Source organism: Achromobacter sp. (assembly GCF_050285585.1).
In the GTDB taxonomy this organism is placed as follows: Bacteria; Pseudomonadota; Gammaproteobacteria; order Burkholderiales; family Burkholderiaceae_B; genus Achromobacter.
The window spans coordinates 20229-42596 of sequence record NZ_JBLZXF010000019.1 but is presented as its reverse complement, the minus strand read 5'-3'; the positions used below and the strand labels follow the sequence as shown (position 1 = coordinate 42596).

At 65.3% G+C, this 22368-nt stretch carries 19 protein-coding genes and 1 tRNA gene; 6 read left to right on the top strand and 14 right to left on the bottom strand.

Going from position 1 to position 22368, the window contains the following annotated elements; genetic code table 11:
- Positions 1 to 18 precede the first annotated feature (18 nt).
- Complete coding sequence (locus ACN6PJ_RS21370; protein ID WP_427997812.1) at positions 19 to 354, bottom strand: hypothetical protein; 336 nt, start codon at positions 352 to 354, stop codon at positions 19 to 21.
- Between the two features lie 129 nt (positions 355 to 483).
- On the opposite strand from ACN6PJ_RS21370, the gene ACN6PJ_RS21365 reads away from it, so the two are divergent.
- Positions 484 to 750: a hypothetical protein gene (locus ACN6PJ_RS21365; protein WP_427997811.1), complete on the top strand. Its 267-nt coding sequence runs from the start codon at positions 484 to 486 to the stop codon at positions 748 to 750.
- A gap of 78 nt (positions 751 to 828) precedes the next feature.
- Here ACN6PJ_RS21365 and ACN6PJ_RS21360 read toward each other — a convergent pair.
- Positions 829 to 905, bottom strand: a tRNA-Pro gene (locus tag ACN6PJ_RS21360).
- 258 nt (positions 906 to 1163) lie between these two features.
- On the opposite strand from ACN6PJ_RS21360, the gene ACN6PJ_RS21355 reads away from it, so the two are divergent.
- The gene (locus ACN6PJ_RS21355; protein WP_427997810.1) at positions 1164 to 2516 is read left to right on the top strand and encodes an MFS transporter; all 1353 of its coding nucleotides are present in this window, start codon (positions 1164 to 1166) and stop codon (positions 2514 to 2516) included.
- 60 nt (positions 2517 to 2576) lie between these two features.
- On the opposite strand, the gene pstB is transcribed toward ACN6PJ_RS21355, so the two are convergent.
- The 5 genes from pstB to ppk1 form a co-directional block, all read right to left on the bottom strand.
- Positions 2577 to 3353, bottom strand: a complete 777-nt coding sequence (gene pstB / locus ACN6PJ_RS21350; protein ID WP_102773556.1) for a phosphate ABC transporter ATP-binding protein PstB — start codon at positions 3351 to 3353, stop codon at positions 2577 to 2579.
- A 47-nt stretch (positions 3354 to 3400) separates the two neighbouring features.
- Positions 3401 to 4255 (bottom strand): phosphate ABC transporter permease PstA, encoded by an 855-nt coding sequence (gene pstA / locus ACN6PJ_RS21345; protein ID WP_427997809.1) that lies wholly within the window; start codon positions 4253 to 4255, stop codon positions 3401 to 3403.
- Positions 4256 to 4281: 26 nt separating this feature from the next.
- Positions 4282 to 5298: a phosphate ABC transporter permease subunit PstC gene (pstC, locus tag ACN6PJ_RS21340; RefSeq protein ID WP_427997808.1), complete on the bottom strand. Its 1017-nt coding sequence runs from the start codon at positions 5296 to 5298 to the stop codon at positions 4282 to 4284.
- A gap of 154 nt (positions 5299 to 5452) precedes the next feature.
- Positions 5453 to 6493 carry a phosphate ABC transporter substrate-binding protein PstS gene (pstS, locus tag ACN6PJ_RS21335; RefSeq protein ID WP_427997807.1) on the bottom strand — a complete coding sequence of 347 codons (1041 nt, stop codon included), beginning with the start codon at positions 6491 to 6493 and terminating at the stop codon, positions 5453 to 5455.
- A gap of 357 nt (positions 6494 to 6850) precedes the next feature.
- Positions 6851 to 8926: a polyphosphate kinase 1 gene (gene ppk1, locus ACN6PJ_RS21330; RefSeq protein ID WP_427997806.1), complete on the bottom strand. Its 2076-nt coding sequence runs from the start codon at positions 8924 to 8926 to the stop codon at positions 6851 to 6853.
- Positions 8927 to 9146: 220 nt separating this feature from the next.
- On the opposite strand from ppk1, the gene ppx reads away from it, so the two are divergent.
- A complete protein-coding gene (ppx, locus tag ACN6PJ_RS21325; protein ID WP_427997805.1) occupies positions 9147 to 10634 on the top strand; it encodes an exopolyphosphatase in 1488 nt (495 codons plus the stop codon).
- Positions 10635 to 10815: 181 nt separating this feature from the next.
- On the opposite strand, the gene ACN6PJ_RS21320 is transcribed toward ppx, so the two are convergent.
- The 5 genes from ACN6PJ_RS21320 to ACN6PJ_RS21300 all read right to left on the bottom strand — a co-directional run bounded on the left by ACN6PJ_RS21320 (position 10816) and on the right by ACN6PJ_RS21300 (position 16765).
- Positions 10816 to 11622: a GNAT family N-acetyltransferase gene (locus tag ACN6PJ_RS21320; protein WP_427997803.1), complete on the bottom strand. Its 807-nt coding sequence runs from the start codon at positions 11620 to 11622 to the stop codon at positions 10816 to 10818.
- A gap of 216 nt (positions 11623 to 11838) precedes the next feature.
- Complete coding sequence (glmM, locus tag ACN6PJ_RS21315) at positions 11839 to 13182, bottom strand: phosphoglucosamine mutase (RefSeq protein ID WP_427997802.1); 1344 nt, start codon at positions 13180 to 13182, stop codon at positions 11839 to 11841.
- Positions 13179 to 14024: a dihydropteroate synthase gene (gene folP, locus ACN6PJ_RS21310; RefSeq protein WP_427997801.1), complete on the bottom strand. Its 846-nt coding sequence runs from the start codon at positions 14022 to 14024 to the stop codon at positions 13179 to 13181. Before folP ends, glmM begins: the two co-directional genes overlap by 4 nt.
- 18 nt (positions 14025 to 14042) lie before the next feature.
- The gene (gene ftsH, locus ACN6PJ_RS21305) at positions 14043 to 15929 is read right to left on the bottom strand and encodes an ATP-dependent zinc metalloprotease FtsH (RefSeq protein ID WP_043544097.1); all 1887 of its coding nucleotides are present in this window, start codon (positions 15927 to 15929) and stop codon (positions 14043 to 14045) included.
- Between the two features lie 203 nt (positions 15930 to 16132).
- A complete protein-coding gene (locus tag ACN6PJ_RS21300; RefSeq protein WP_427997800.1) occupies positions 16133 to 16765 on the bottom strand; it encodes an RlmE family RNA methyltransferase in 633 nt (210 codons plus the stop codon).
- Positions 16766 to 16783: 18 nt separating this feature from the next.
- Between ACN6PJ_RS21300 and ACN6PJ_RS21295 the strand changes: the two genes are divergently transcribed.
- On the top strand, positions 16784 to 17377 hold the full coding sequence (locus tag ACN6PJ_RS21295) for a YhbY family RNA-binding protein (RefSeq protein WP_427997799.1): 594 nt from the start codon (positions 16784 to 16786) through the stop codon (positions 17375 to 17377).
- Positions 17378 to 17596: 219 nt separating this feature from the next.
- Here the strand turns inward: ACN6PJ_RS21295 and greA are convergent, their stop codons facing one another.
- On the bottom strand, positions 17597 to 18073 hold the full coding sequence (gene greA / locus ACN6PJ_RS21290) for a transcription elongation factor GreA (RefSeq protein ID WP_427997798.1): 477 nt from the start codon (positions 18071 to 18073) through the stop codon (positions 17597 to 17599).
- A 655-nt stretch (positions 18074 to 18728) separates the two neighbouring features.
- On the opposite strand from greA, the gene ACN6PJ_RS21285 reads away from it, so the two are divergent.
- Positions 18729 to 20348, top strand: coding sequence for a methyl-accepting chemotaxis protein (locus ACN6PJ_RS21285; RefSeq protein WP_427997797.1), 1620 nt, complete (start codon positions 18729 to 18731; stop codon positions 20346 to 20348).
- A gap of 53 nt (positions 20349 to 20401) precedes the next feature.
- Here ACN6PJ_RS21285 and ACN6PJ_RS21280 read toward each other — a convergent pair whose 3' ends face one another.
- On the bottom strand, positions 20402 to 21712 hold the full coding sequence (locus ACN6PJ_RS21280; protein ID WP_427997796.1) for a solute carrier family 23 protein: 1311 nt from the start codon (positions 21710 to 21712) through the stop codon (positions 20402 to 20404).
- Between the two features lie 152 nt (positions 21713 to 21864).
- Between ACN6PJ_RS21280 and ACN6PJ_RS21275 the strand changes: the two genes are divergently transcribed.
- A complete protein-coding gene (locus ACN6PJ_RS21275) occupies positions 21865 to 22284 on the top strand; it encodes a FlxA-like family protein (RefSeq protein WP_427997795.1) in 420 nt (139 codons plus the stop codon).
- Positions 22285 to 22368: the final 84 nt, after the last annotated feature.

The following is a 22368-nucleotide window of genomic DNA, read 5'->3' as shown; positions in this document are numbered from 1 at the left end:
TGACCCAGCCGCCGACCGCTAGCGGCGCTTGCCCGCGCCCTGGCCTTCGGCCAGCCCCGCGGCCGAGGCGTTCATGTAGTCCTTCACGGTGCGGTCTTTGTTGAAAATCACGGTCAGCTTCTGCTGATCGTCCATCGCATCGTAATCGCCGTCGTAGAAATAGAACCAGGTCGCGGTCAGCAGGCCGTCCTGGCCGAAATGCTGGGACCGGGGCGGCCCGTAATCCCGGACCATCTCGTCATAGGTGGTGATGTTCAGCTTGATCGCCTGCACCTTCGCTTCCGTGATCAAGTTGCTGGAACCGCTGGCGCATCCCGCCACCACGGCTGCCACGAACAGCAATGACATTCTCATTCGATTCCCCTGGTTTCGTAGGCCGCCGCAAGGCCGGCGCAATTGCGGATTCTAGCGGACATGGCGCGCCCGGGGCTTTCTGGGGCCGGGTCGGCGGCGGTAGCATGTAGTGTCAAAGCAGGAGGCCATATGGAAAACGCCAAGTGGGACTTCCAGATAGAGCGCCCATTCCATGACGATGGGGCGTGGCGCATCGCATACACCCTGATTCCGCTAGCCGGGGGCGCGGAAGAAGAGCGCATCGTCATCGACGAGCGCTACCCTTCGGCCCAGATCGCGATCGACGAGGCCACGCGCCTGGCCCAGATCCATGTCGCGGACCTGAACGGGGACACCGCCGCGTTCGAAAAGCCGACGGAGACCGAAGTGCCGTTCGGCAAGAATCCGCGCTTCTAGCGCGCCAGGCGCTTGGGCCGCTGGCCGTCAAAATAGAAAAGGCTTAGCTCATCATCTGAGCTAAGCCTTTGATTTTATTGGTCGGGGCGGCGGGATTCGAACTCGCGACCCTCTGCTCCCAAAGCAGATGCGCTACCAGGCTGCGCTACGCCCCGAAGGGTGGCAACTATACCAGATACTGGCGGGCAATCCGCGCCCTCCCCGTCTTTGGCCGGGCGCTGCTGGCAGGTCAAGCCCTGATTGACACCTATATATTTCAAGCCTAAATTAAATGCGGCCTTCCGACGGTGTGGGGAAATAGCCGCCAGGGGCTTGCCGCGACGCCTAGTGCCCTGAATCTGCGCGCCGGAGCGTCTGCAGTCCGCCAGCGGGCGCCGCTGGCGCAAACCCAATAAACACTCATCGGGAAACTCATGGCAAACGCCTCCGCTCCATCCGCCTGGGCCACGCCCGCGCGGGCTACCCATACCGTCCTCTTCGTCTGCTGGCTGGCCATCCTGTTCGAAGGCTACGACGTGGGCGTGATGGGCGCCGTCCTGCCCGCGCTGGCCGAAGACAAGGGCTGGGCCCTCAGCCCGATGCAGTTGGGCGTACTGGGCAGCTACGCGCTGGCCGGCATGTTCGTGGGCTCGTTCGCCGTGGGCACGCTGAGCGATCTGCTGGGCCGGCGGCGCATGCTGCTGGCCTGCGTGACCCTGTTCTCCCTGACGATGATCGGCGCAGCCTGGGCACCTACGCCCGGCTGGTTCGGCGCGTTCCGCTTCATCGGCGGCCTGGGGCTGGGCGGCGTGATCCCGGCGGCGGCGGCGCTGACCATCGAGTATTCGCCGCCCGCCAAGCGCGGCTTCAACTATGGGGTGATGTATTCGGGATATTCGCTGGGGATCCTGTGTTCCGCCGCCGTGGCCATGGCCCTGCTCAGCCACTGGGGCTGGCGCACGGTCATTGCGGTGGGCGCCCTGCCCCTGCTGCTGGTGCCGCTACTGGCGCGGCTGCTGCCCGAATCGCTGGAATACCTGCTCGCCAAGGGCGACGAGGCCGGCGCTCGGGCGCAGGCGCAGCGCCTGGGCATCCCCTCGCTGGACGCCTTCCGGCCGCGCGAGGTCGCCGGCGCCAAGTCCACCTGGCGCGACCTGATGGCGGCGGTGTTCGCCCCGCGCCACCTGCGCGCCACCTTGTGCTTCTGGGGCGCCCTGTTCCTGGGCATGATGCTGGTCTACGGCCTGAACACCTGGCTGCCGCAGATCATGCGCAAGAATGGGTACGACCTGGGATCCAGCATTTCCTTCCTGCTGGTGTTCAGCCTGGCCTCGGCCATCGGCGGCCTGGTGCTGGGACGGTTCGCCGACAGGACCGAGCCGCGCAGGATCGTGGCGCTGTTCTACCTGGCCGGCGCCGCCGGCATCTATTGCCTGACCTACAACAACCCGCTGGCCGTGAACTATCTGTGGGTGGCCCTGGCCGGCATCGGCAGCATTTCCTCGTCGCTGATCCTGACCGGCTACCTGGCGGGCTATTACCCGGCCCATGCGCGCGGCGCCGCCACCGGCTGGGCGCTTTCCTTCGCCCGCATCGGCGCGATGAGCGGCCCCATCGTGGGCGGATACCTGGCAGGCCTGCAATTGCCGCTGGCCTGGAATTTCATCGTTTTCTCTTGCGCGGCCATGCTGGCGGCCCTCTTCGTGATCCTGATCCCCCGCCGCTATGCCGGCGATCCTCGGGAACAGGGAACGCGCAGCGGCGCCCAGGCGTTGCAGCGGCCCTGAAGCGACAACGGCGCGCCTCGCTAGGCGCGCCGTCGCCGGACCGCGGACTTCTTCGGCGAATCAGCCGAAACGGCCCGTGATGTAGTCTTCCGTTTCCTTGCGCGCCGGCTTCACGAAGATCTGGTCGGTCTGGCCGAACTCCATCAGCTCGCCCAGGTACATATAGGCGGTGAAGTCCGAGCAGCGGGCTGCCTGCTGCATGTTGTGCGTCACGATGACGACGGTGTAGTCGTTCTTCAGTTCAGCGATCAGCTCTTCGATCTTGGCGGTGGAAATCGGGTCCAGCGCCGAGCACGGCTCGTCCAGCAGCAGCACCTCGGGCTTGATGGCCACGCCGCGCGCAATGCACAGGCGCTGTTGCTGGCCGCCCGACAGGCTGTTGCCATTCTGGTGCAGCTTGTCCTTCACTTCGTTCCACAGGGCCGCCTTGCTCAGCGCCCATTCCACGCGCTCGTCCATTTCGCCCTTGGACAGGCGCTCGAACAGGCGCACGCCGAAGGCGATGTTGTCGTAGATGCTCATGGGGAACGGCGTGGGCTTCTGGAACACCATGCCGACCTTGGCGCGGATCAGCGAGATGTCGGTCTTGGCGGTGAGCAGGTTTTCGCCGTCCAGGATGATCTCGCCCTCGGCGCGCTGGCCGGGATACAGCTCGAACATGCGGTTGAACGTGCGCAGCAGCGTGGACTTGCCGCAGCCCGACGGGCCGATGAAGGCGGTGACCTTCTTCTCCTGGATCGACATGTTCACATTGCGGATCGCATGGAACTTGCCGTAGTAGAAGTTCAGGTTCTTGACCTCGATCTTGTTCTTGACGGCGGTAGCGGTGTTTTCCATTTGGTTTCCCTAGGTCCGGCACGGCGGGCGCGCCGGCAAAGCGATCTTTACTTGCGGAACATGTTGCGGGCAATGATGTTGATGCCCAGCACCAGCAGCGTAATCAGGGTGGCGCCGGCCCAGGCCAGGTCGTTCCAGTCCTTGAAGGGGCTGGCGGCGTATTGGTAGATCACGACCGGCAGGTTGGCCATCGGCGCGTTCATGTTGAAGGACATGAACTGGTTGGATAGCGCGGTGAACAGCAGCGGCGCGGTCTCGCCCGAGATCCGGGCGATGGCCAGCAGCACGCCGGTGATGATGCCGGTCTTGGCGGCGCGGTAGCACACCAGGGTGATCATGCGCCACTTGGGGCAGCCCAGCGCCGCGGCCGCTTCGCGCAGGCTGTTGGGCACCAGCAGCAGCATGTTGTCGGTCGTGCGGACCACCACCGGAATCACCAGGATGGACAGCGCGAGTGCGCCAGCCCAGCCCGAATAATGCCCCACCTGCGCCACGTACACGGCGTAGATGAAAAGGCCGATGATGATGGACGGCGCCGACAGCAGCACGTCATTCAGGAAGCGCGTGGCGGGGGCAAGCCAGCCGCGCTGGCCGTACTCGGCCAGGTAGGTGCCGGCCAGGATGCCGACGGGCGTGCCGATCAGCGTGCCCACGCCGGCCATGACCACGCTGCCGAAGATGGCGTTGACCAGGCCGCCGGCCTGTCCGGGCGGCGGGGTGATCTCGGTGAACAGGGTCAGCGACAGGGCGGGCGCGCCCTTGGTCAGCAGGGTCAGAATGATCCAGAACAGCCAGAACAGCCCGAACGTCAGCGTGCCCAGCGAGATGGTCAGCATGATGCGGTTGACCACGCGGCGCCGGCGGTAGATGCCGTTCTGCATGTTGAGTACGGATACAGCCATGATCTTTTCCTTGTGCGCGCGGCTCGTCAGGTTTTCTTGCCTTCGTTGGCGGAGAGGCGAACCAGCAGCATCTTGGCCAGGGCCAGCACGATGGTCGTGATCAGGAACAGGATCAGGCCCAGTTCCAGCAGCGCCGATTTCTGGATGCCGCCCGCCTCGTTGAATTCATTGGCCAGCGCGGAGGCGATCGAGTTGCCCGGAGAGAACAGCGAACCGGACCATTTGAAGGCGTTGCCGATGACGAAGGTCACGGCCATGGTTTCGCCCAGGGCGCGGCCCAGGCCGAGCATGATGCCGCCGATGACGCCGGACTTCGTGAAGGGCAGAACCACGCGCCACATCACTTCCCAGGTGGTGCTGCCCAGGCCGTATGCCGATTCCTTCAGCATCGTCGGCACCAGTTCGAACACGTCGCGCATGACCGCCGCGATGAACGGGATGATCATGATCGAGAGGATCAGACCGGCCGTGAAGATGCCGATGCCGAAGGGCGGCCCCGCGAAGATGCCGCCGATCACCGGCACGCTGCCCAGCGTGGCGATCAGGAAGGGCTGCACGTACTGCTGGAATACGGGGACGAAGACGAACAGGCCCCACATGCCGTAGATGATGGACGGGATAGCCGCCAGCATTTCCACCGCCGTGCCCAGCGGCCGGCGCAGCCAGGTGGGCGACAGTTCGGTCAGGAAGATGGCGATGCCGAACGACACGGGCACGGCGATGATCAGCGCGATGGCCGAAGTGAGCAGCGTGCCGATGATCGGCACGACGGCGCCATAGTTCTGGTTGACGGGATCCCAATCGTTCAACCACAGGAACGACAGGCCGTACTTGGCCAGCGATTCCCGGCTGCCGTAGATCAGGGACACCAGGATCGCCGCCAGGAGGATGAACACCAGGAAGGCGAACAGGCGCGTCAGGTTCTTGAATAGCGCATCCATCAGCGCGTTGTTGTTTTGCTTCATAGGCGAAGGCGTGCCGGTAGTCACGGAGTCCGCCACGCTGGGCGGAAGCGGCACACTATTATCCATTACCGCGCTCATGGATGGACTTTCCTTAGGAAACCTGGGGGAACATCGGAGTCTTGCCGGGGGACCGCCCCGTCGCTCCGCGATCGGAACTCCGGGGACGGGCATCGATGGGTTGCGCGCGGGGCGCCGGCATTCTTGCCCGGGGCGCCCTCGCGCTACACCCATCCTACTTCCAGACGGCCTTGCCGTCGGCGGCCTTGACCTCGCCCCAGGCGGCGCGGATTTCCTTGGTCACGGCTTCCGGCAGCGGCACGTAGTCCATCGCCTCGGCGGACTTGGCGCCGTTCTTGAATGCCCAGTCGAAGAACTCCAGCACGGCCTTGCCCTGCGCCGGCTTGTCCTGCGACTTGTGGACCAGGATGAAGGTGGCGGCGGTCACGGGCCACGAATCGGCGCCCGGCTCGTCGGTCAGGACCACGCCCATGCCCGGCGCGCTCTTCCAGTCGGCGTTGGCGGCCGCGGCGGCGAACGCCTTTTGCTCGGGCTGGACGAACTTGCCGTCCTTGTTCTGCAGTTGCGTCCAGGCCAGCTTGTTCTGCTTGGCGTAGGCGTATTCGACGTAGCCGATCGAGTTCTTCAGCTGGCCGACGTAGGCGGCGACGCCTTCGTTGCCCTTGCCGCCCTGGCCGGTGGGCCACTTGACGGCCTTGCCTTCGCCGACCTGGGCCTTCCAGTCAGGCGACACCTTGGACAGGTAGTTCGTCCAGCCGAAGGTGGTGCCCGAGCCGTCCGAACGGTGCACGACGATGATGTCGGCCGACGGCAGCTTGAGGTCGGGGTTCAGCGCCTTGATGGCGGCGTCGTCCCACTTCTTGACCTTGCCCAGAAAAATGTCGGCCAGGACCTTGCCCGACAGCTTCAGCTTGCCCGGCTCCACGCCGTCGATATTGACCACGGCAACGGTGCCGCCGATCACGGCCGGGAACTGCAGCAGGCCGTTCTTTTCCAGGTCGGCCGCCTTCATCGGATCGTCCGAGGCGCCGAAGTCGACGGTCTTGGCGATGATCTGCTGCTGGCCGCCGCCCGAACCGATCGACTGGTAGTTCACGGCGTTGTTGGTGGCAGCCTTGTAGTCCGACGCCCACTTGGCGTAGATCGGGTACGGGAACGATGCGCCGGCGCCGGTCACGTCGGCGGCCTGGACGGCGAAGACGGCGGCGCTCAGCGCGACGCCCAGGGAAACTTGTTTGAAGACACGTTTGAACATCTGGGTTCCTTCTGTGCTCGTTGGAGGAGTCTTGGCAGGCTTTGTTACTGCCTGTCTTTCAGCGACCCTCGCATCTTAGAAGTCCAAGATGACAGGATAGTGACAGTCATGATCTGAGGGTGTGCCCCCCCCCCGAAGGCGCCGCGCGCCCTCCCCCAAGGGGGCGCCGGCGGCGGACCGGCGGAGCCGGATCCGCGCAGCCGGGCTTGGAGACGCCTTGCCGCCGATGCCGTTCGCCCTGTAACTGGTCCGTCGCGGGCCTTTAGGGCAGCGGAAACGCACTCCGCGTAGCGGATTGCGGGGACGGGTCTACCGTCGTGGGTAAACGCTGCCCCCCCTTGTCCTGGGAGGGCGTCGTTATACGCCCAGCTTCTGCATCAGGTACTGGTGCACATTGAAGGGCTCGCGGCGGCTCTTGACTCGGGCGTAGTCGCCGTCGGGCTGCTGTTGCCAGGCGAGCTGGTTGTCGCGCAGGGCGTATGTGAAGGCCTCGTCGATCACGCGCTTCTTCAGTGTCTTGTCGTAGATGGGGAACGCGATCTCCACGCGGCGGAAGAAGTTGCGGTCCATCCAGTCGGCCGACGAGAGATAGACGGTTTCCTCGCCGTCGGCGTAGAAATAGAAAACCCGCGAATGCTCCAGGAAGCGGCCCACGATGGAACGCACGCGTATGTTCTCGGACAGGCCCGGCACACCGGCGCGCAAGGCGCACACCCCGCGCACGATCAAGTCGATCTTCACGCCGGCCTGCCCCGCCTTGTAGAGCTCTTCGATGATCTGCTCTTCCAGCAGCGAATTCATCTTCGCCATGATGCGCGACCGCTTGCCGGCCTTGGCCGCCCGGGCCTCAGCGCGGATCAGCGCCACCATGCCGTCGTGCATGGTGAAAGGGGATTGCATCAACGCCTTGAGGGAGCGGCGCGCGCCCAGCCCCGTCAGTTGCGCAAAGACCTTGTCCGTGTCCTCGCACAGCCTCGGATCGGCCGTCAGCAGGCCGAAATCGGTGTACAGGCGCGCCGTGCGCGGATGATAGTTGCCGGTGCCCAAATGGGCATAGCGGCGCAGGCGCCCTTTCTCGCGGCGCAGCACCACGGCCATCTTGGCATGCGTTTTGTGCGCCACCACGCCGTACACCACATGGGCGCCCACCTCTTCCAGCTTGGAAGCCCAGTTGATGTTGGTCTGCTCGTCGAAGCGGGCCATCAGTTCCACCACCACCGTCACTTCTTTCCCGGCGCGCGCGGCGGCCAGCAGGATTTTCATCAGCTCGGAATCCTCGCCGGTGCGGTAAATGGTCTGCTTGATGGCCATCACGTCCGGATCGAGCGCGGCGGCGGTCAGGAAATCGATGACCGGCTGGAACGACTGGTACGGGTGATGCAGCAGCCTGTCCTGCTGGGCCACGGCCTCGAACAGTTCGGCGGGCTTGTCGCCGACCTTGTCGAACGGCGCCGGCACGGGCGCCCGGTAGTCGGGAAACAGCAGGTCCGGCCGCGAGTCCGAGTTGCACAGCTGCATCAGCCGGGACAGGTTCACCGGGCCCGGCACCCGGTAGGTGTCCTCGGGCTTCAGCGAAAATTCGCGCTGCAGGAAGGTTTCCAGTTCGACCGGGGTCAACTTGTCGATCTCAAGGCGGACGGCCGCCCCGAAATTGCGCTGCGACAGCTCGCCCTGCAGGGCGTGGCGCAGGTTGGTGACTTCTTCCTCGTCCACGAACAGATCGCTGTTGCGGGTCACCCGCCACTGGTAGCAGCCCAGCATTTCCAGGCCGGGGAACAGCTCGCCGACGAAGGCGCGCAGCAGCGAAGTCAGCAGGATGTACCCTTCGGGATAGCCCGACAGCTCCTGCGGCATCTTGATCAGGCGAGGCAGCGCCCGCGGCGCCTGCACCACGGCGATGGACGCCTGGCGGCCGAAGGCATCCGCCCCCGACAGCGACACGATGAAATTCAGGCTCTTGTTGTAGACCCGCGGAAACGGATGGGCCGGGTCCAGCCCGATGGGGGTCAGCAGCGGCATGACGTCGCGGTTGAACACCTCGCGCGCCCATTCCTGCTGCTGCGGGTTCCATTCGGACGCGTGGTGCAGGGTGATGCCCTCCGCGTGCATGGCGGGCAGGATCTCGTCGTTGAGCAGGTTGTACTGGCGCCCCACCAGTTCATGGACGGCCTGCTGCACGCTCTCGAACGCCTGGTCCGGCGTCATGCCGTCCGGCCCCACCAGGTTCGGCGACTGCCGCTGCTGCTCTTTCAGGCTGGAAATCCGGATCTCGAAGAACTCGTCCAGGTTGGAGCTGACAATGCACACGTAGCGCAATCGTTCGAGCAGGGGCGTTTTCGGATCCTCCGCCATCGCCAGCACGCGTTCGTTGAATTTCAGCAGCGACAACTCGCGATTCATGAGCAAGGGCTCGGCGGGAGGGCGTGAGGGCATACCGGATTCCATACGTAGGGGGAGCGTGGTGTTTTACTGCAAAAAAGTGACGGTTCCATGACACGACGCCAAGATCGTAGCGTACGCCAAAACCGGGACGTATAGCTGCGGATATATCTTCCCAAGCCCCTGTTCCATAAGAAAAAACCCGCGGCGCGGGGCGCTGTCACATGGGGTCTCTATAATCAGGCCACCTCACAGCCAATATTTCACGAGCCGCATGGATCAACTTCTGGCCGCGGTGGACCTCGGGTCCAACAGCTTTCGCCTCTCCATCGGACGCATCGTTCAACAGGACGGTACGCCCCAGATCTATCAGATCGATCGCCTCAAGGAAACCGTCCGGCTCGCGGCCGGCCTGGACTCCGACAAGAAGCTCGGCGACGACGCCATCGACCGTGCCATCGCCGTGCTCGAACGCTTCGGCGACCGCCTGCGCAGCTTCCACCCCAACCGCGTGCGTGCCGTCGCCACCAACACCTTCCGCGTCGCGCGCAACACCCGGGACTTTCTGCCGCGGGCCGAAGCCGCCCTGGGCTTTCCCATCGAAGTCATCGCCGGCCGTGAAGAGGCCCGCCTGATCTTCTCGGGGGTGATCCATACGCTGCCCCCTTCGCCCAACAAGCGCCTGGTCATCGACATCGGCGGCGGGTCCACCGAAGTCATCATCGGCAAGGGCCACGAACCCTCGCTGATGTCCTCGCTCTACATGGGCTGCGTCAGCTACAGCCGCCAGTTCTTCTCCGACGGCGTCGTGGACGCGCACCAGATGAAGCAGGCGGAACTGGCTGCCAGGCGCGAAATCGAAGTCATCGCCAAGCAATACCGCAAGACGGGCTGGAAAGAGGCCTATGGCTCTTCGGGCACGGCCAAGGCCCTGTTCGCGATCCTGACCGAAAGCCGCTTCTCGGACCGCGGCATCACGCGCGCCGGCCTGACCAAGCTGAAAGACCGCATCGTGCGCTCGGGCCGCGTGATTCCCTCCGAGCTGCCGGGCATCAAGATCGAGCGCGCCGACGTGCTTCCGGGGGGCCTGGCCATCATGAGCGCCCTCTTCGATGAACTCGGCATCGAGGTCATGCACACCGGCGACGGCGCCCTGCGCCTGGGCGTGCTCTACGACCTGCTGGGCCGCGACGACGAACACGACAAGCGCGACGAATCGGTGCGCCAGTTCATGAAGCGCTACCACGTCGACCTCAACCAGGCCCGGCGCGTGCGCCACGCTGCCCTGACCCTGTTCGACACGATGTTCCCCGACGGCCCGGAGCGCGCCGAGCTGCGTCCGGCGCTGGGATGGGCGGCCGACCTGCACGAGGTGGGTCTGTCCATTGCCCACAATGCCTATCACAAGCACACCGCCTACGTACTGGAAAACGCCGACATGCCGGGCTTCTCGCGGGCCGACCAGCAGTTGCTTGCCCTGCTTGCCCTGGGCCACCAGGGCAAGCTGACCAAGCTGGAGCCGCTGGTGCGTTCCCGCGCCCAATGGAAGGCCATCCTCAGCCTGCGCCTGGCCGTGCTGCTGTTCCGCCGCCGCAACGAGATCGAACCGCTGCCGCTGACGGCCTCGGTGCGCGACAACTCCATCGTCGTGCGCATCAACCGTGACTGGCTCGCCCAGCACCCGCTGAGCGACTTCACGCTGCGCGCGGAAGAAGCCGAATGGAACAAGGTGGGGTTTTCGTTCGAACTGCTGGAGTTCTAGGAAGCGGCGCAGGCGGCCGAGCCGCCCGCCGCGCGGCCGGACGCGCCTTGCGCGCCGGCGCTACTAAAAGGGCGAAAGATCCGTTTCGCGGTCCAGCCGCTTGAGTTCCATGCGCAGGGGCCGCGTCGCCCGCCGTACCAGTCTGATCCTCATGCGGCGGAGCAGGCGGCGCATGGCGGTCTCAGCGCGGGGTATTCGCGGCGGCCGGCTGGTCCAGCCCGAAATGGCGGCGGTAGCGCTCGTCCATGCGTTCCATCTTGAGCAGGACCGGGAAATCCGCGGCATTGAAGTCCGGATCCCAGGCGGGTTCGCCGCAGACCTTGGCGCCCAGCTTCAGGTAGCCCTTGATCAACGGAGGCACGCGGGCCGGCAAGGTGCTGTTGAGCTTTTCCACCGGATAACGGTGCAGCGGAGTCACCCGGGGCTCGTCGCCTTGCGGCAGGTGCTTGGAGATGGTGCGCCACACTTCGGCGGCGGTGACGCCGTCGTCGCGCAGGCTCACGCTGGCGCACCCCAGCACGTACTCGTATCCGCCGCGGCGCAGGTATTCCGCCAGCCCGGACCACAGCAGCATGATGACGCCGCCGCCACGGTAGTCGGCGTGCGTGCAGGACCGGCCGACTTCAACCAGCTCGTCCCGGATCGGTCCGAGGCCGGACAAGTCGAATTCGGACTCCGAATAATATCCGCCCGCCTCGCGCGCCTTTTCGGGCGTCAGGATGCGGTACGTGCCTACGACGCGGCCCGTATCCAGCTCGCGGACCATCAGATGCTCGCAGAACGGATCGAAGCGGTCATGCTCCACGCCGTCCTGGGCATCGGGAAACACCGCGCCCATGTCCTCGGTGAAAACCTCGTAGCGCAGGCGTTGAATCTGCTCGATTTCTTCAGCGGTGCGCGCCAAGCCCACCACCAGCACCTTGGCGGCGGCGCCGGTCCAAGGTTCCGCGGTATTGCGGCTCGGGTTGATGCGTGCTAATTCCAGCATTGCGCGAAGCTCCTAGAGAGTCCAGTCAGTGTGGACGCCCTGTATGTCAAAGACTTGACCAATATGTTACGTGACTATGAAGTTTAGTTCGGCGCAGATCCATTCATTTTGCCCAGATATCGACAATTCTTTACAAACCAATGCTAACTGCTTACAGGCAAAAGGCCACCCATCACGCGCCGGGTGGCCTTTGCCTCACATCAAGAAAGCGGCGGTTTATCCCAGACTGGCAGCCAGTTTCTCCGCGCTGGACACGGCAAGCGCTTCGTCCTCGGCTTCCACCATCAACCGCAGTTTCGGTTCGGTGCCCGACGCGCGGATGAGGATGCGGCCGCGGCCGTTCAGTTCCGCTTCGACGGCCTTGCGCGCCGCGCTCAGGCCGGCATGGGTCTTCCAGTCCTGGCCCGGCGCCAGCGGCACGTTGATCATCTTTTGCGGGTACATGCGCAGGTCGCTCACCCACTCCGCCAATCCGACCGCATTGCGGCGCAGCGCGGTCAGGACCTGCAACGCGGCGACGATGCCGTCGCCGGTCGAATGGCAGTCCAGGCACAGCAAGTGGCCGGAGCTCTCGCCGCCGTACAGCCAGCCGCGCGCCTGCATCTGCTCCAGCACGTAGCGGTCGCCCACGTTGGCGCGCTCGAAGCCCACGCCCAGGCGCTGCATTTCGCGCTCGAAGCCGAAATTGGTCATCAGCGTGCCCACGACGCCATCCACCTTGCCGCGCTGCATGCGCTCGCGGACGATGGCGTACATGAGTTCGTCGCCGTTATAGATGCGGCCGTCGCCGTCCACCATCTGGAGCCGGTCTGCATCGCCGTCGAGCGCGATGCCCAGCTGGGCCCCGCGCGCGCTCACTTCCTTGGCCAGGAGCTCCGGATGCAGCGCGCCCACGCCCTTGTTGATATTGAAGCCGTCGGGATGCACCCCGATGGCATGCACATTGGCGCCCAGTTCGCGGAAGACATGGGGCGCGATGTTGTAGGCGGCGCCGTGGGCGGCGTCCACCACGATCGTCATCCCGTTGAGGTCCAGATCGTTGGGGAAAGTGCTCTTGCAGAACTCGATGTAGCGCCCCTGCGCATCGCCCATGCGGCGGGCGCGGCCCAGGCCTTCCGAACTGACGCAGCCCAGCGGCTCGTCCAGCGCGGCCTCGATGCCCGCCTCGATGTCGTCGGGCAGCTTCATGCCCTGCGCCGAGAAGAACTTGATGCCGTTGTCGTGGTACGGGTTGTGCGAAGCGCTGATGACGATGCCCGCCACCAGGCGCAGGGCCCGCGTCAGGTAGGCCACGGCCGGCGTAGGAACCGGGCCGGCCAGCAGCACGTCGATGCCCGCCGCCGACAGGCCGGCTTCCAGCGCGGACTCCAGCATGTAGCCCGAAATCCGCGTGTCCTTGCCGATCACGACCTGCGGGCGGCTTCCCCCGCGCACGGCGTGCTCGCGCGCCAGCACGCGGCCGGCCGCGTAACCCAGCCTCAGGGCGAACTCGGCGTTGATCACCGGACCGCCAACCTCGCCACGCACGCCGTCGGTACCGAAATATTTACGTCGAATCATGAAGTGATTGCTCCTTGTTCTGCCGCGTGCCATACCTTGAGCGCGTCAACCGTGGCCGCCACATCATGCACACGCACGATGGAAGCGCCACGCGCCACGCAGGCAAGCGCCGCAGCGATGCTGCCGGGCAACCTGCCGCCCACCGGCCGGCCAGTGGCCTGGCCGATCATGGTTTTGCGCGACAGGCCGATCAGCAATGGATAGCCGATGCTGCGCAGGCCGGACAGCCGGCGCAGCAATTGGAAGTTCTGGTCGCCGGTCTTGCCGAAGCCGAAGCCCGGATCGAGCACGATGCGGCGAGGGTCGACCCAGGCCGCGCGCAGCTTGTGCGCCCTGGCCCCCAGGAAAATTCCGATTTCACCGATCAGGTCGGTGTACTCGGGCGGGGTCGCCTGCATGGTGCGGGGCTCGCCCTTCATGTGCATCACGCACAGCCCGCAGCGCGATTGCGCCACCGCCTCGACGGCGCCGGGCTGGCGAAAGCCGTAGATATCGTTGATCATGTCCGCGCCCGCGTCCAGCACGGCCCGCATGACTTCGGGCTTGAAGGTGTCGATGGACAGGGGCACGCCGCAGTCGCGCAGCGCCTCGATCACGGGCAGCAGCCGGGCCAGTTCATCCGCCACCGAAACGGGGTCGGCGCCGGGGCGCGTGGACTCGCCGCCCAGATCCAGGATCTGGGCGCCCTCTTCGATCAGCTGGCGCGCATGCGCCACCGCGGAATCCGTATCGTCATGCTCGCCGCCGTCGGAAAAGGAATCCGGCGTGACGTTGACGATACCCATGACAAGCGGGCGCTCGAGATCAAACTCGAAGCGCCCGCAAAGAAAGTTATTTGCCATAACTCAGGACGAGAGCCCTCAGACAGCGGCAGCCGTATTGCCACCCGCGGCCAGGCCGGTCGGGGGCGTGTCGGAGGTGTCCGACGGCCCCGAGGGCGTCTTCGGGGGACGCGGCGGACGGCCCTCGATGATGTCGTTGATCTGGTCGGCGTCGATGGTTTCCCATTCCAGCAGCGCGGCGGTCATCGCTTCGACCTTGTCGCGGTTGTCTTCCAGGATCTTGCGCGCAACGCCGTACTGCTCGTCGATGATGCGGCGGATCTCGGTGTCCACCTTCTGCATGGTGGCTTCGGACATGTGGGTCGTCTTGGTGACGCTGCGGCCCAGGAACACTTCGCCTTCGTTCTCGGCATAGACCATGGGGCCCAGCTCGTCGGTCATGCCGTAGCGCGTGACGATGTCGCGGGCGATGGCGGTGGCGCGTTCGAAGTCGTTCGAGGCGCCCGTCGTCATCTGGTCCATGAACAGTTCTTCGGCGATGCGGCCGCCGAACAGCACGGCGATGGTGGACAGCAGGCGGCCCTTGTCCATGCTATAGCGGTCGGTCTCGGGCAGTTGCATCGTCACGCCCAGCGCGCGGCCGCGCGGGATGATGGTGACCTTGTGGACCGGGTCGGTCTTGGGCAGCATGCGCGCGACGATCGCGTGGCCGGACTCGTGGTACGCCGTGTTCTTGCGCTCCTCTTCGGGCATGACGATGGAGCGGCGCTCGGCGCCCATGATGATCTTGTCCTTGGCCTTTTCGAAGTCGGACATATCCACCGTGCGGCCGTTGCGGCGGGCGGCGAACAGCGCGGCTTCGTTGACCAGATTGGCCAGGTCGGCGCCGGAGAAGCCCGGGGTGCCGCGCGCGAGGACGGTCGCGTCGACGTTGGGCGACAGCGGGACCTTGCGCATGTGGACCTTCAGGATCTGCTCGCGGCCGCGGATGTCGGGCAGCGGCACCACGACCTGGCGGTCGAAGCGGCCCGGACGCAGCAGCGCCGGATCCAGCACGTCGGGACGGTTGGTGGCGGCGATGACGATGACGCCCTGGCCCGACTCGAAGCCGTCCATTTCCACCAGCATCTGGTTCAGCGTCTGTTCGCGTTCGTCGTTGCCGCCGCCCAGGCCGGCGCCGCGCTGGCGGCCGACCGCGTCGATTTCGTCGATGAAGATGATGCAAGGGGCATGCTTCTTGGCGTTCTCGAACATGTCGCGCACGCGGGCCGCGCCCACGCCGACGAACATCTCAACGAAGTCCGAACCGGAGATGCTGAAGAAAGGAACCTTGGCTTCGCCCGCGATGGCCTTGGCCAGCAGCGTCTTGCCGGTACCCGGGGAGCCGACCATCAGCACGCCGCGCGGGATGCGTCCGCCCAGCTTCTGGAACTTGCTGGGATCGCGCAGGAAGTCGACCAGCTCCTGGACGTCTTCCTTGGCTTCGTCGCAGCCGGCGACGTCGGCGAAGGTGATCTGGTTGGTGTTTTCATCGAGCATGCGGGCGCGCGACTTGCCGAAGCTGAACGCTCCGCCCCTGCCGCCGCCCTGCATCTGCCGCATGAAAAACACCCAGACGCCGATCAGCAGCAGCATGGGGAACCACGAGACGAAGATGCTCATCAGCAGCGATTGCTCTTCGCGCGGCTTGCCCGACACCTGGACGCCGTACTTCAGCAGGTCGGAAACCATCCAGAGGTCGCCCGGGGAGGTGAGCGTGTAGGCGCGGCCCGCGTCGGGCGTGACGTACAGCACGTCGCCCTGGACGTCGACCTTGCGGATGCGTCCCGCCTTGGCGTCGTCCATGAACTGCGTATAGGTCACGCCATCCTGTGTCTGGGCGCGTCCGTCGAACTGTTTGAAGACGGTGAACAGCACGAGGGCTATCACCATCCAGACAGCGACTTTCGAAAATGAATTATTCAAGGTCGATCTCCTGCTTTCGATTCCGACCGGCGACTGCGCACCCGCATATTGCACAGTCACAAGTATGTCAATAGCCCATTCTACCCTGTCAGGCCAGATTGCGTCCTGGGATCCCTGGGCCCCTCTAAGTTTCGTCTGATACGTAAGTTTTCTGGTCGTTGTCTCGGCAGGCGATAGGTTTTTCTTGGCCCCGGGGACCCGGGCTATTTCAGATCGCGCGCAACCAAAAAGGTTTCGGAGGATTTGTCCCGGGACGCCTTTGGCTTGCGTTCGACCACCCGCTTGAAGCGCTGCTTGTAGGACTGCACGATCTGCGAAAAACCGCTGCCGTGGAAGGCCTTGACGATCAGCGCCCCGTTGGGCTTCAAGTGGGCGCAGGCGAATTCCATCGCCAGTTCGCACACATGCTGGATGCGCGCCGAATCGGCGCTCCCCACGCCTGACAAGTTGGGGGCCATGTCCGAAATAACAAGATCGACCGCCCGGGATCCGACCATGTCTTCCAATTGTTTCAAAACCTCATCCTCGCGGAAATCGCCCTGGATGAATTCGACGCCCGCCACCGGCTCCATGGGCAGCAGGTCCAGGGCGATGATGCGGCCGTCCACGACGCCGCCCGGCCCCGCCAGCCGCTCGCGCGCCACCTGGGACCAGCTGCCCGGGGCCGAGCCCAGGTCCACGACCAGGTCGCCCCGGCGCATCAGCTTTTCGGTGTCCAGGATCTCGATGAGCTTGAAGGCGGCGCGGGCCCGATAGCCCTTCTGTTGCGCCAGCTTCACATAGGGATCATTGATGTGCTGGTGAATCCAGTCTTTGGAGAATTTATTCTTGGCCATTACCGTACAATTCCACGCATGCCTATATTAGAACTCACCTCTCGTGAGCGTAGCGACCTTCGGTCCGCCGCTCACCCTCTGCGCCCCGTCGTCCTGATCGGCGACAATGGCCTGACCGATGCCGTGCTCAAGGAAATCGACCTTGCACTGACGTCGCACGGCCTTATCAAGGTGCGCGCCGGCGGCGACGACCGTGAGGCCCGCGAAGCCATGCTGTCGACCATCTGCGACACGCTCTCGTGCGCCCCCGTCCACCACCTGGGCAAGATCCTGATCCTGTTCCGCCCGCTGGCCGGCAATATCAAGCCCGCCCCGCTGGCCGCCCAGGAGCCCGAACGTCCGGCCAAGCGCCGCGCCTCCGAGCCTCACACGCCCAAGAAGCTGGCGGCCGAAGGCAAGACCCTCGCCAAGCGTCCGCGCCGCAGCGAAACCGAAGAGCCGAAGCCCAAGACGCGCTACGTTCCCGCGGACCAGCTCAACAAGAACGGCAAGCCCATGCGGCCCAGCACCAAGAAGACTTCCGCCAGCGGTCACGGCATCCCTCGCCGCGCCGGCAGCGCGCTCAGCTTGCGGGCCGGAGCCCGCAGCGGCACCAGCCGCCGGTCAAAATAGCTTAGGCCCCCACGCTGCGCCTCCGGCTTGCTGCCCCCCAAGGGGGCTGCCATTGCCTTGGGGCGGCCCGGCGGCAATAGTAAACGTAAACGCCAGGTACAAAAACGGGCGCTTTACGCGCCCGGCCCACCATAGCTGTCCGCATTAAACCGCGGAATCCATGCGAACGCACGGCTCGGACTATGGTGTTTTGACAGTTTCCAGCTAACTACCGCGGCGTCAGATGTAACGCACGCCCAACACTTCATACTCGCGAACACCCGCCGGGGCCATGACCTCGACGACGTCGCCTTCACTCTTGCCGATCAGTGCGCGGGCCACCGGGCTCGACACGGAAATCAGGTTCGATTTGATGTCGGCTTCAACGTCGCCGACGATCTGGTACGTCACGCGATCGCCCGAATCCAGGTCTTCGATCTCGACGGTTGCGCCGAATACGGCGCGACCCTCGGCCTCGAGGGCGGTGGGGTCGATCAGGTGGGCATTGGAAAGCGTGCCTTCAAGCTCAGCAATCCGGCCCTCGATAAAGCCTTGGCGCTCGCGAGCAGCATCGTACTCGGCGTTTTCCGACAGATCGCCCTGCGCGCGCGCCTCAGCGATGGCGTTAATCACGGCGGGACGTTCCACGGTTTTCAGCCGCTGGAGCTCTTCTTGCAAGCGCTCGGCCCCGCGCACGGTCAAAGGAATGGCAGACATGTCGTTTCCCAAACAAAAGTAGAAAACGCCCCCGACGGAGCGTTCTCGGTGAAGGTCGCAAAGGCCCGCGCGCGGATGCCGCCGGGTACTTCGATAATGACGGTGCGGCGCGGACGACCAAAACAAAACCCCGGCTCGGGTCGGAACCGGGGCAATCAAGGTCATATTGTGGGCAAAGTCCACCGGAATTGCAAGCCGCTGGAGAAAACGTCGTTTTCGGCGGATTTCGCCGCTGTAACCCGCTAAAACCAGTCATTTTCGCCAACTGTCCTTGCTTTTACGCAAGATGCGGCGGCATTCCCTGCGTACGGCCCGCCCGGCGCCCATTCTTTGTTGCGCCAAAACTACTCGGGGATAACCTTTATTCCGGCAGGCGCCCGGCCGGACGCGAAAGCGCTGGAGAAAATCATCAAAACCAGTATAAAAAACAAAATAGTCAATTAATGACAATTTAATACAAATAATTAATGCGGACGACTTCCCCAGGCTGGCGGCCCGGACCGGGTTCCCGCCGCGGGGTGGGCACTGATGGTTGGCAGTTCTGGCGGGCGCATCGCACAACCACCCGGCGCGACGCCCGCCGCTCCAGCGCGCAGCGGGCGGGCCTGGCCTGGTCCCGCGCGCGACGGAGAGCGTTGAGGAAGGAGAAATGCTCATGCTGGAAAAACTGAAAGTCCGTACGGGAATGCTGCTGGTGCTGGGTTGCTTCGTAATCGCCCTGGCCCTGGCAAGCGGATTGGGTTGGATGAACGCCGAAAGAAGCGTCACCGAGATCAAGGATCTGAACAACGTCGCGGTCCATCAAGTCGATCCTTTGTATGAAGCCAACGCCGCCTTGCTGCGGACACGGCTGGCGCTGGGCGCCGGCATGGCAGCCGTGCAGGCTGGCGCCATGGACCAGGCCACGCAGGCCGGGCAGGAAGCCGCCAGCCAGCTGACGCTGGCCCGCGAGCGGTTCGGCCGCTACATGGCCGTGCCCAAGACGGAGCGGGGCCAGGTCCTGGCCCAGGCCCTGCAGGGACGCTTCACGGAGTACGGCGCGATTCTGGAAGCGCTGGCCTCGGCCGTGAAGGAGCGCTCGCCCGACCAGTACCGGCAGGACGAAGGACGGGTGCGTCAGGCGGACGCGAACTTCATCAAGGACATGCAGGCCTTCCTGGCCCGGGTCGAAGAGCGCAGCAACGGCGTGCTGGCCAGTTCCGAACAGACCTACTCCACCGCGCGGATCTCCGCCGTCGCCCTGGTGTCGGCCGCGCTGCTGCTGACGGTGCTGTGCTGGACGTTCATCCGGCGCGGGGTGCTGCTGCCGCTGCAGGAAGCCGGCAAGCACTTCGACCGGATCGCGTCGGGCGACCTGACCGCGCGGGTGGAAAGCCGTTCCGACAATGAGATCGGCACGCTCTTCGCCGCGCTCAAGCGCATGCAGGAAGGGCTGACCCGCACGGTGACGTCCGTGCGCCACGGCGTGGAGGAGATCAACGTCGGCGCCGCGGAGATCGCGGCCGGCAACGCCAACCTGTCGGTGCGCACGGAAGAGCAGGCCGCGGCGCTGGAAGAGACCGCCTCGACCATGGAAGAGCTGGCCGTCACCGTCAAGCAGAACGCGGAAAACGCCGCCCAGGCCAATCAGCTGGCCGCCGTCAGCATGGACGTTGCGCAGCGCGGCGGCCGGAATGTGGACCAGGTGGTGGCCACCATGCACGGCATTTCGGACAGTTCGCGGCGGATCGCGGACATCGTGTCGGTGATCGACGGCATCGCCTTCCAGACCAATATCCTGGCCCTGAACGCCGCCGTGGAGGCAGCCAGGGCGGGCGAACAGGGCAAGGGCTTCGCGGTGGTCGCCGGCGAAGTGCGCACCCTGGCCCAGCGGGCCGCGCAGGCGGCCAAGGAGATCAAGGCGCTGATCGAGGCCTCGGTGGAGACGGTCGCGGCCGGTTCGGCGCAGGTCACGGCCGCCGGCCAGACCATGCAGGAGATCGTGACCTCGGTGCAGCGCGTGGCCGACATCATGGGCGAGATCTCGGCGGCCTCGGCCCAGCAGGCCGGCGGCATCGACCAGGTCAGCCTGGCGATTACACAGATGGACGAGGTCACGCAGCAGAACGCGGCGCTGGTCGAGGAGGCGTCCGCCGCCGCGTCGGCGATGGAGGAACAGGCCCGGCGCCTGGCGGAGGCCACCGCGGTGTTCAAGACGCACTCCGGACAGGTCATCGAAGCGGCGCCCGCCCCATTGGGCCACGTTGCTCGAGCCACCCGGCTGACCCACTCGTAGGTCCGCCGCCGCCCGGGGGAACGCATCGGCGCTCCCCTCTCGCGGCGCGCGGCTTACTTCCTGCGGCGCAACAAGGCGTACAGGATGATGGCGCCGAAGGTTGCGGTCCCGATACCGCCCAGGGTGAACGTGCCCAGCTTGACGGTGAAGTCGCCCGCCCCGAGCACCAGCGTGACCGCGGCCACGATCAGGTTGCGGTTGTCGCTGAAATCCACCTGGTTGACCACCCAGATGCGCGCGCCGGCGATGGCGATCAGGCCGAACACCACGACCGACATGCCGCCCAGCACAGGCGCGGGTATCGTCTGGATCAAGGCGCCGAATTTGGGCGAGAAGCCCAGGACGATGGCGATTACGGCGGCCACGACGAACACCAGCGTGGAATAGATGCGCGTCACCGCCATCACGCCGATGTTCTCGGCATAGGTCGTGACGCCCGTGCCGCCCACCGCGCCCGACACCATGGTGGCGACCCCGTCGCCCACGAAGGCCCGGCCCAGATAGCGGTCCAGGTCCTGCCCGGTCATGGCGCTGACGGCCTTCACGTGGCCCAGGTTCTCGGCCACCAGGATGATCGCGACCGGCACGATCAGGCCCATGGCCTCGGCCTTGAACACGGGGGCCGCAAAATGCGGCAGGCCGAACCACGCGGCCGCCGAGACCGCGGAGAAGTCGATGGGCTTGCCCAGGCCGAGGCCGTTGGCGAAGACGCCATACACCACGCAGGCCAGGATCATCCCCACCAGGATCAGCAGGCGCTGCACCATGCCCTTGGTGAACACGGCGATGCCGCCCACGCAGAGAATCGTCACCATCGCCATCACGCTGTCGAAGCCCGACGCCCCCATGGCGCCCTTGGCGGCGATGGGCGCGAGGTTCAGGCCGATCACGGCCACCACCGCGCCGGTGACGACGGGCGGCATCAACGTATCGATCCAGTTGGCGCCTCCGCCGGCCCGGGCATTGACGAACCAGACCGCCAGGCCGATCAGCGTATAGGCCAGGCCGCAGGCGATGATGGCGCCCAGCGCCACGCCGATATTGGCGTTCGCGCCCGCGCCCGCGTAGCCGGTCACCGCGATCACGCCGCCGATGAAGGCGAAGCTGGAACCCAGGTAGCTCGGAACCCGCCCGCCCACGAACAGGAAGAAGATCAGCGTGCCGATGCCCGACATCAGGATGGCGACGTTGGGGTCGAAGCCCATGAGCAGCGGCGCCAGCACAGTGGACCCGAACATGGCGACGACGTGCTGCGCGCCCATGGCCACGTTCTTGGGCCAGGACAGTCTTTCGTCGGGCGCGATGATGACGCCGGGCTCGGCGTCGTCCGCCAGGCGCCAGCGCGGAAAATAGGAGTTGGACATGGATTCCCCGGGGAAGTGATTCGAATGGAGGATTCAGGATGCGAGCGGGCGCCAGTGTAAAGGGGGCCGCGAACGGCCGGCAATGCTTAAGTTCTCCGCGGGAATGCCGTATTGGTAGAAACCCCGAAATCCCTGCGGACACTGGAGCAACCATGGCCATCAATTCCATCAGCGGCACCTCCCGGATCAACAGCCTGGCCGACCTGTGGGCCGAGAAAATCCAGGCCAACAAAGAGGCCAGGGACGCTCAATCCTCAGGCGCGTCGGTGACCTCCCAGGACGGTGGGCTGCGGGTCAACAATCCCGGCGGCCTGAAGGTCGGCGGCGCGCAGGCGGCCGAAGAAACCGACAACGACGACGAATTCACCCGCCAGATCAAGGAACTGCAGAAGCAGCTCAAGCGCGTCATGGAGCAGATCGCGCGGGTCAAGGCCAGCGGCATGTCCGCCGAGATGAAGGCCCAGCAGTTGCAGGCGCTCAATGCCCAGGCGCTGCAGATCCAGGGGCAGATCGCCCAGGTCATGGCGCAACAGGCCCGGGCGATGCAGGGCGGCGTGTCCGCCACGGCGTAGCGCGCGCAGGCCGGCCGCGCTGATGGCCCGCATCAAAATTTCTGATTGGACGCATTGCGGACCACACATTAATGTCTCCGGACA

Bases quoted from the DNA above. Each gene is read 5' to 3' on its own strand.
- ACN6PJ_RS21355 (WP_427997810.1), top strand. From the start codon at position 1,164: ATGGCAAACGCCTCCGCTCCATCCGCCTGGGCCACGCCCGCGCGGGCT.
- ppk1 (WP_427997806.1), bottom strand. From the start codon at position 8,926: ATGCCCTCACGCCCTCCCGCCGAGCCCTTGCTCATGAATCGCGAGTTG.
- ACN6PJ_RS21370 (WP_427997812.1), bottom strand. From the start codon at position 354: ATGAGAATGTCATTGCTGTTCGTGGCAGCCGTGGTGGCGGGATGCGCC.
- pstB (WP_102773556.1), bottom strand. From the start codon at position 3,353: ATGGAAAACACCGCTACCGCCGTCAAGAACAAGATCGAGGTCAAGAAC.
- ppx (WP_427997805.1), top strand. From the start codon at position 9,147: ATGGATCAACTTCTGGCCGCGGTGGACCTCGGGTCCAACAGCTTTCGC.
- ACN6PJ_RS21300 (WP_427997800.1), bottom strand. From the start codon at position 16,765: ATGGCCAAGAATAAATTCTCCAAAGACTGGATTCACCAGCACATCAAT.
- greA (WP_427997798.1), bottom strand. From the start codon at position 18,073: ATGTCTGCCATTCCTTTGACCGTGCGCGGGGCCGAGCGCTTGCAAGAA.
- ACN6PJ_RS21280 (WP_427997796.1), bottom strand. From the start codon at position 21,712: ATGTCCAACTCCTATTTTCCGCGCTGGCGCCTGGCGGACGACGCCGAG.
- ACN6PJ_RS21365 (WP_427997811.1), top strand. From the start codon at position 484: ATGGAAAACGCCAAGTGGGACTTCCAGATAGAGCGCCCATTCCATGAC.
- ACN6PJ_RS21285 (WP_427997797.1), top strand. From the start codon at position 18,729: ATGCTGGAAAAACTGAAAGTCCGTACGGGAATGCTGCTGGTGCTGGGT.
- pstC (WP_427997808.1), bottom strand. From the start codon at position 5,298: ATGAGCGCGGTAATGGATAATAGTGTGCCGCTTCCGCCCAGCGTGGCG.
- pstS (WP_427997807.1), bottom strand. From the start codon at position 6,493: ATGTTCAAACGTGTCTTCAAACAAGTTTCCCTGGGCGTCGCGCTGAGC.
- ACN6PJ_RS21320 (WP_427997803.1), bottom strand. From the start codon at position 11,622: ATGCTGGAATTAGCACGCATCAACCCGAGCCGCAATACCGCGGAACCT.
- ACN6PJ_RS21275 (WP_427997795.1), top strand. From the start codon at position 21,865: ATGGCCATCAATTCCATCAGCGGCACCTCCCGGATCAACAGCCTGGCC.
- pstA (WP_427997809.1), bottom strand. From the start codon at position 4,255: ATGGCTGTATCCGTACTCAACATGCAGAACGGCATCTACCGCCGGCGC.
- ACN6PJ_RS21295 (WP_427997799.1), top strand. From the start codon at position 16,784: ATGCCTATATTAGAACTCACCTCTCGTGAGCGTAGCGACCTTCGGTCC.
- folP (WP_427997801.1), bottom strand. From the start codon at position 14,024: ATGGCAAATAACTTTCTTTGCGGGCGCTTCGAGTTTGATCTCGAGCGC.
- glmM (WP_427997802.1), bottom strand. From the start codon at position 13,182: ATGATTCGACGTAAATATTTCGGTACCGACGGCGTGCGTGGCGAGGTT.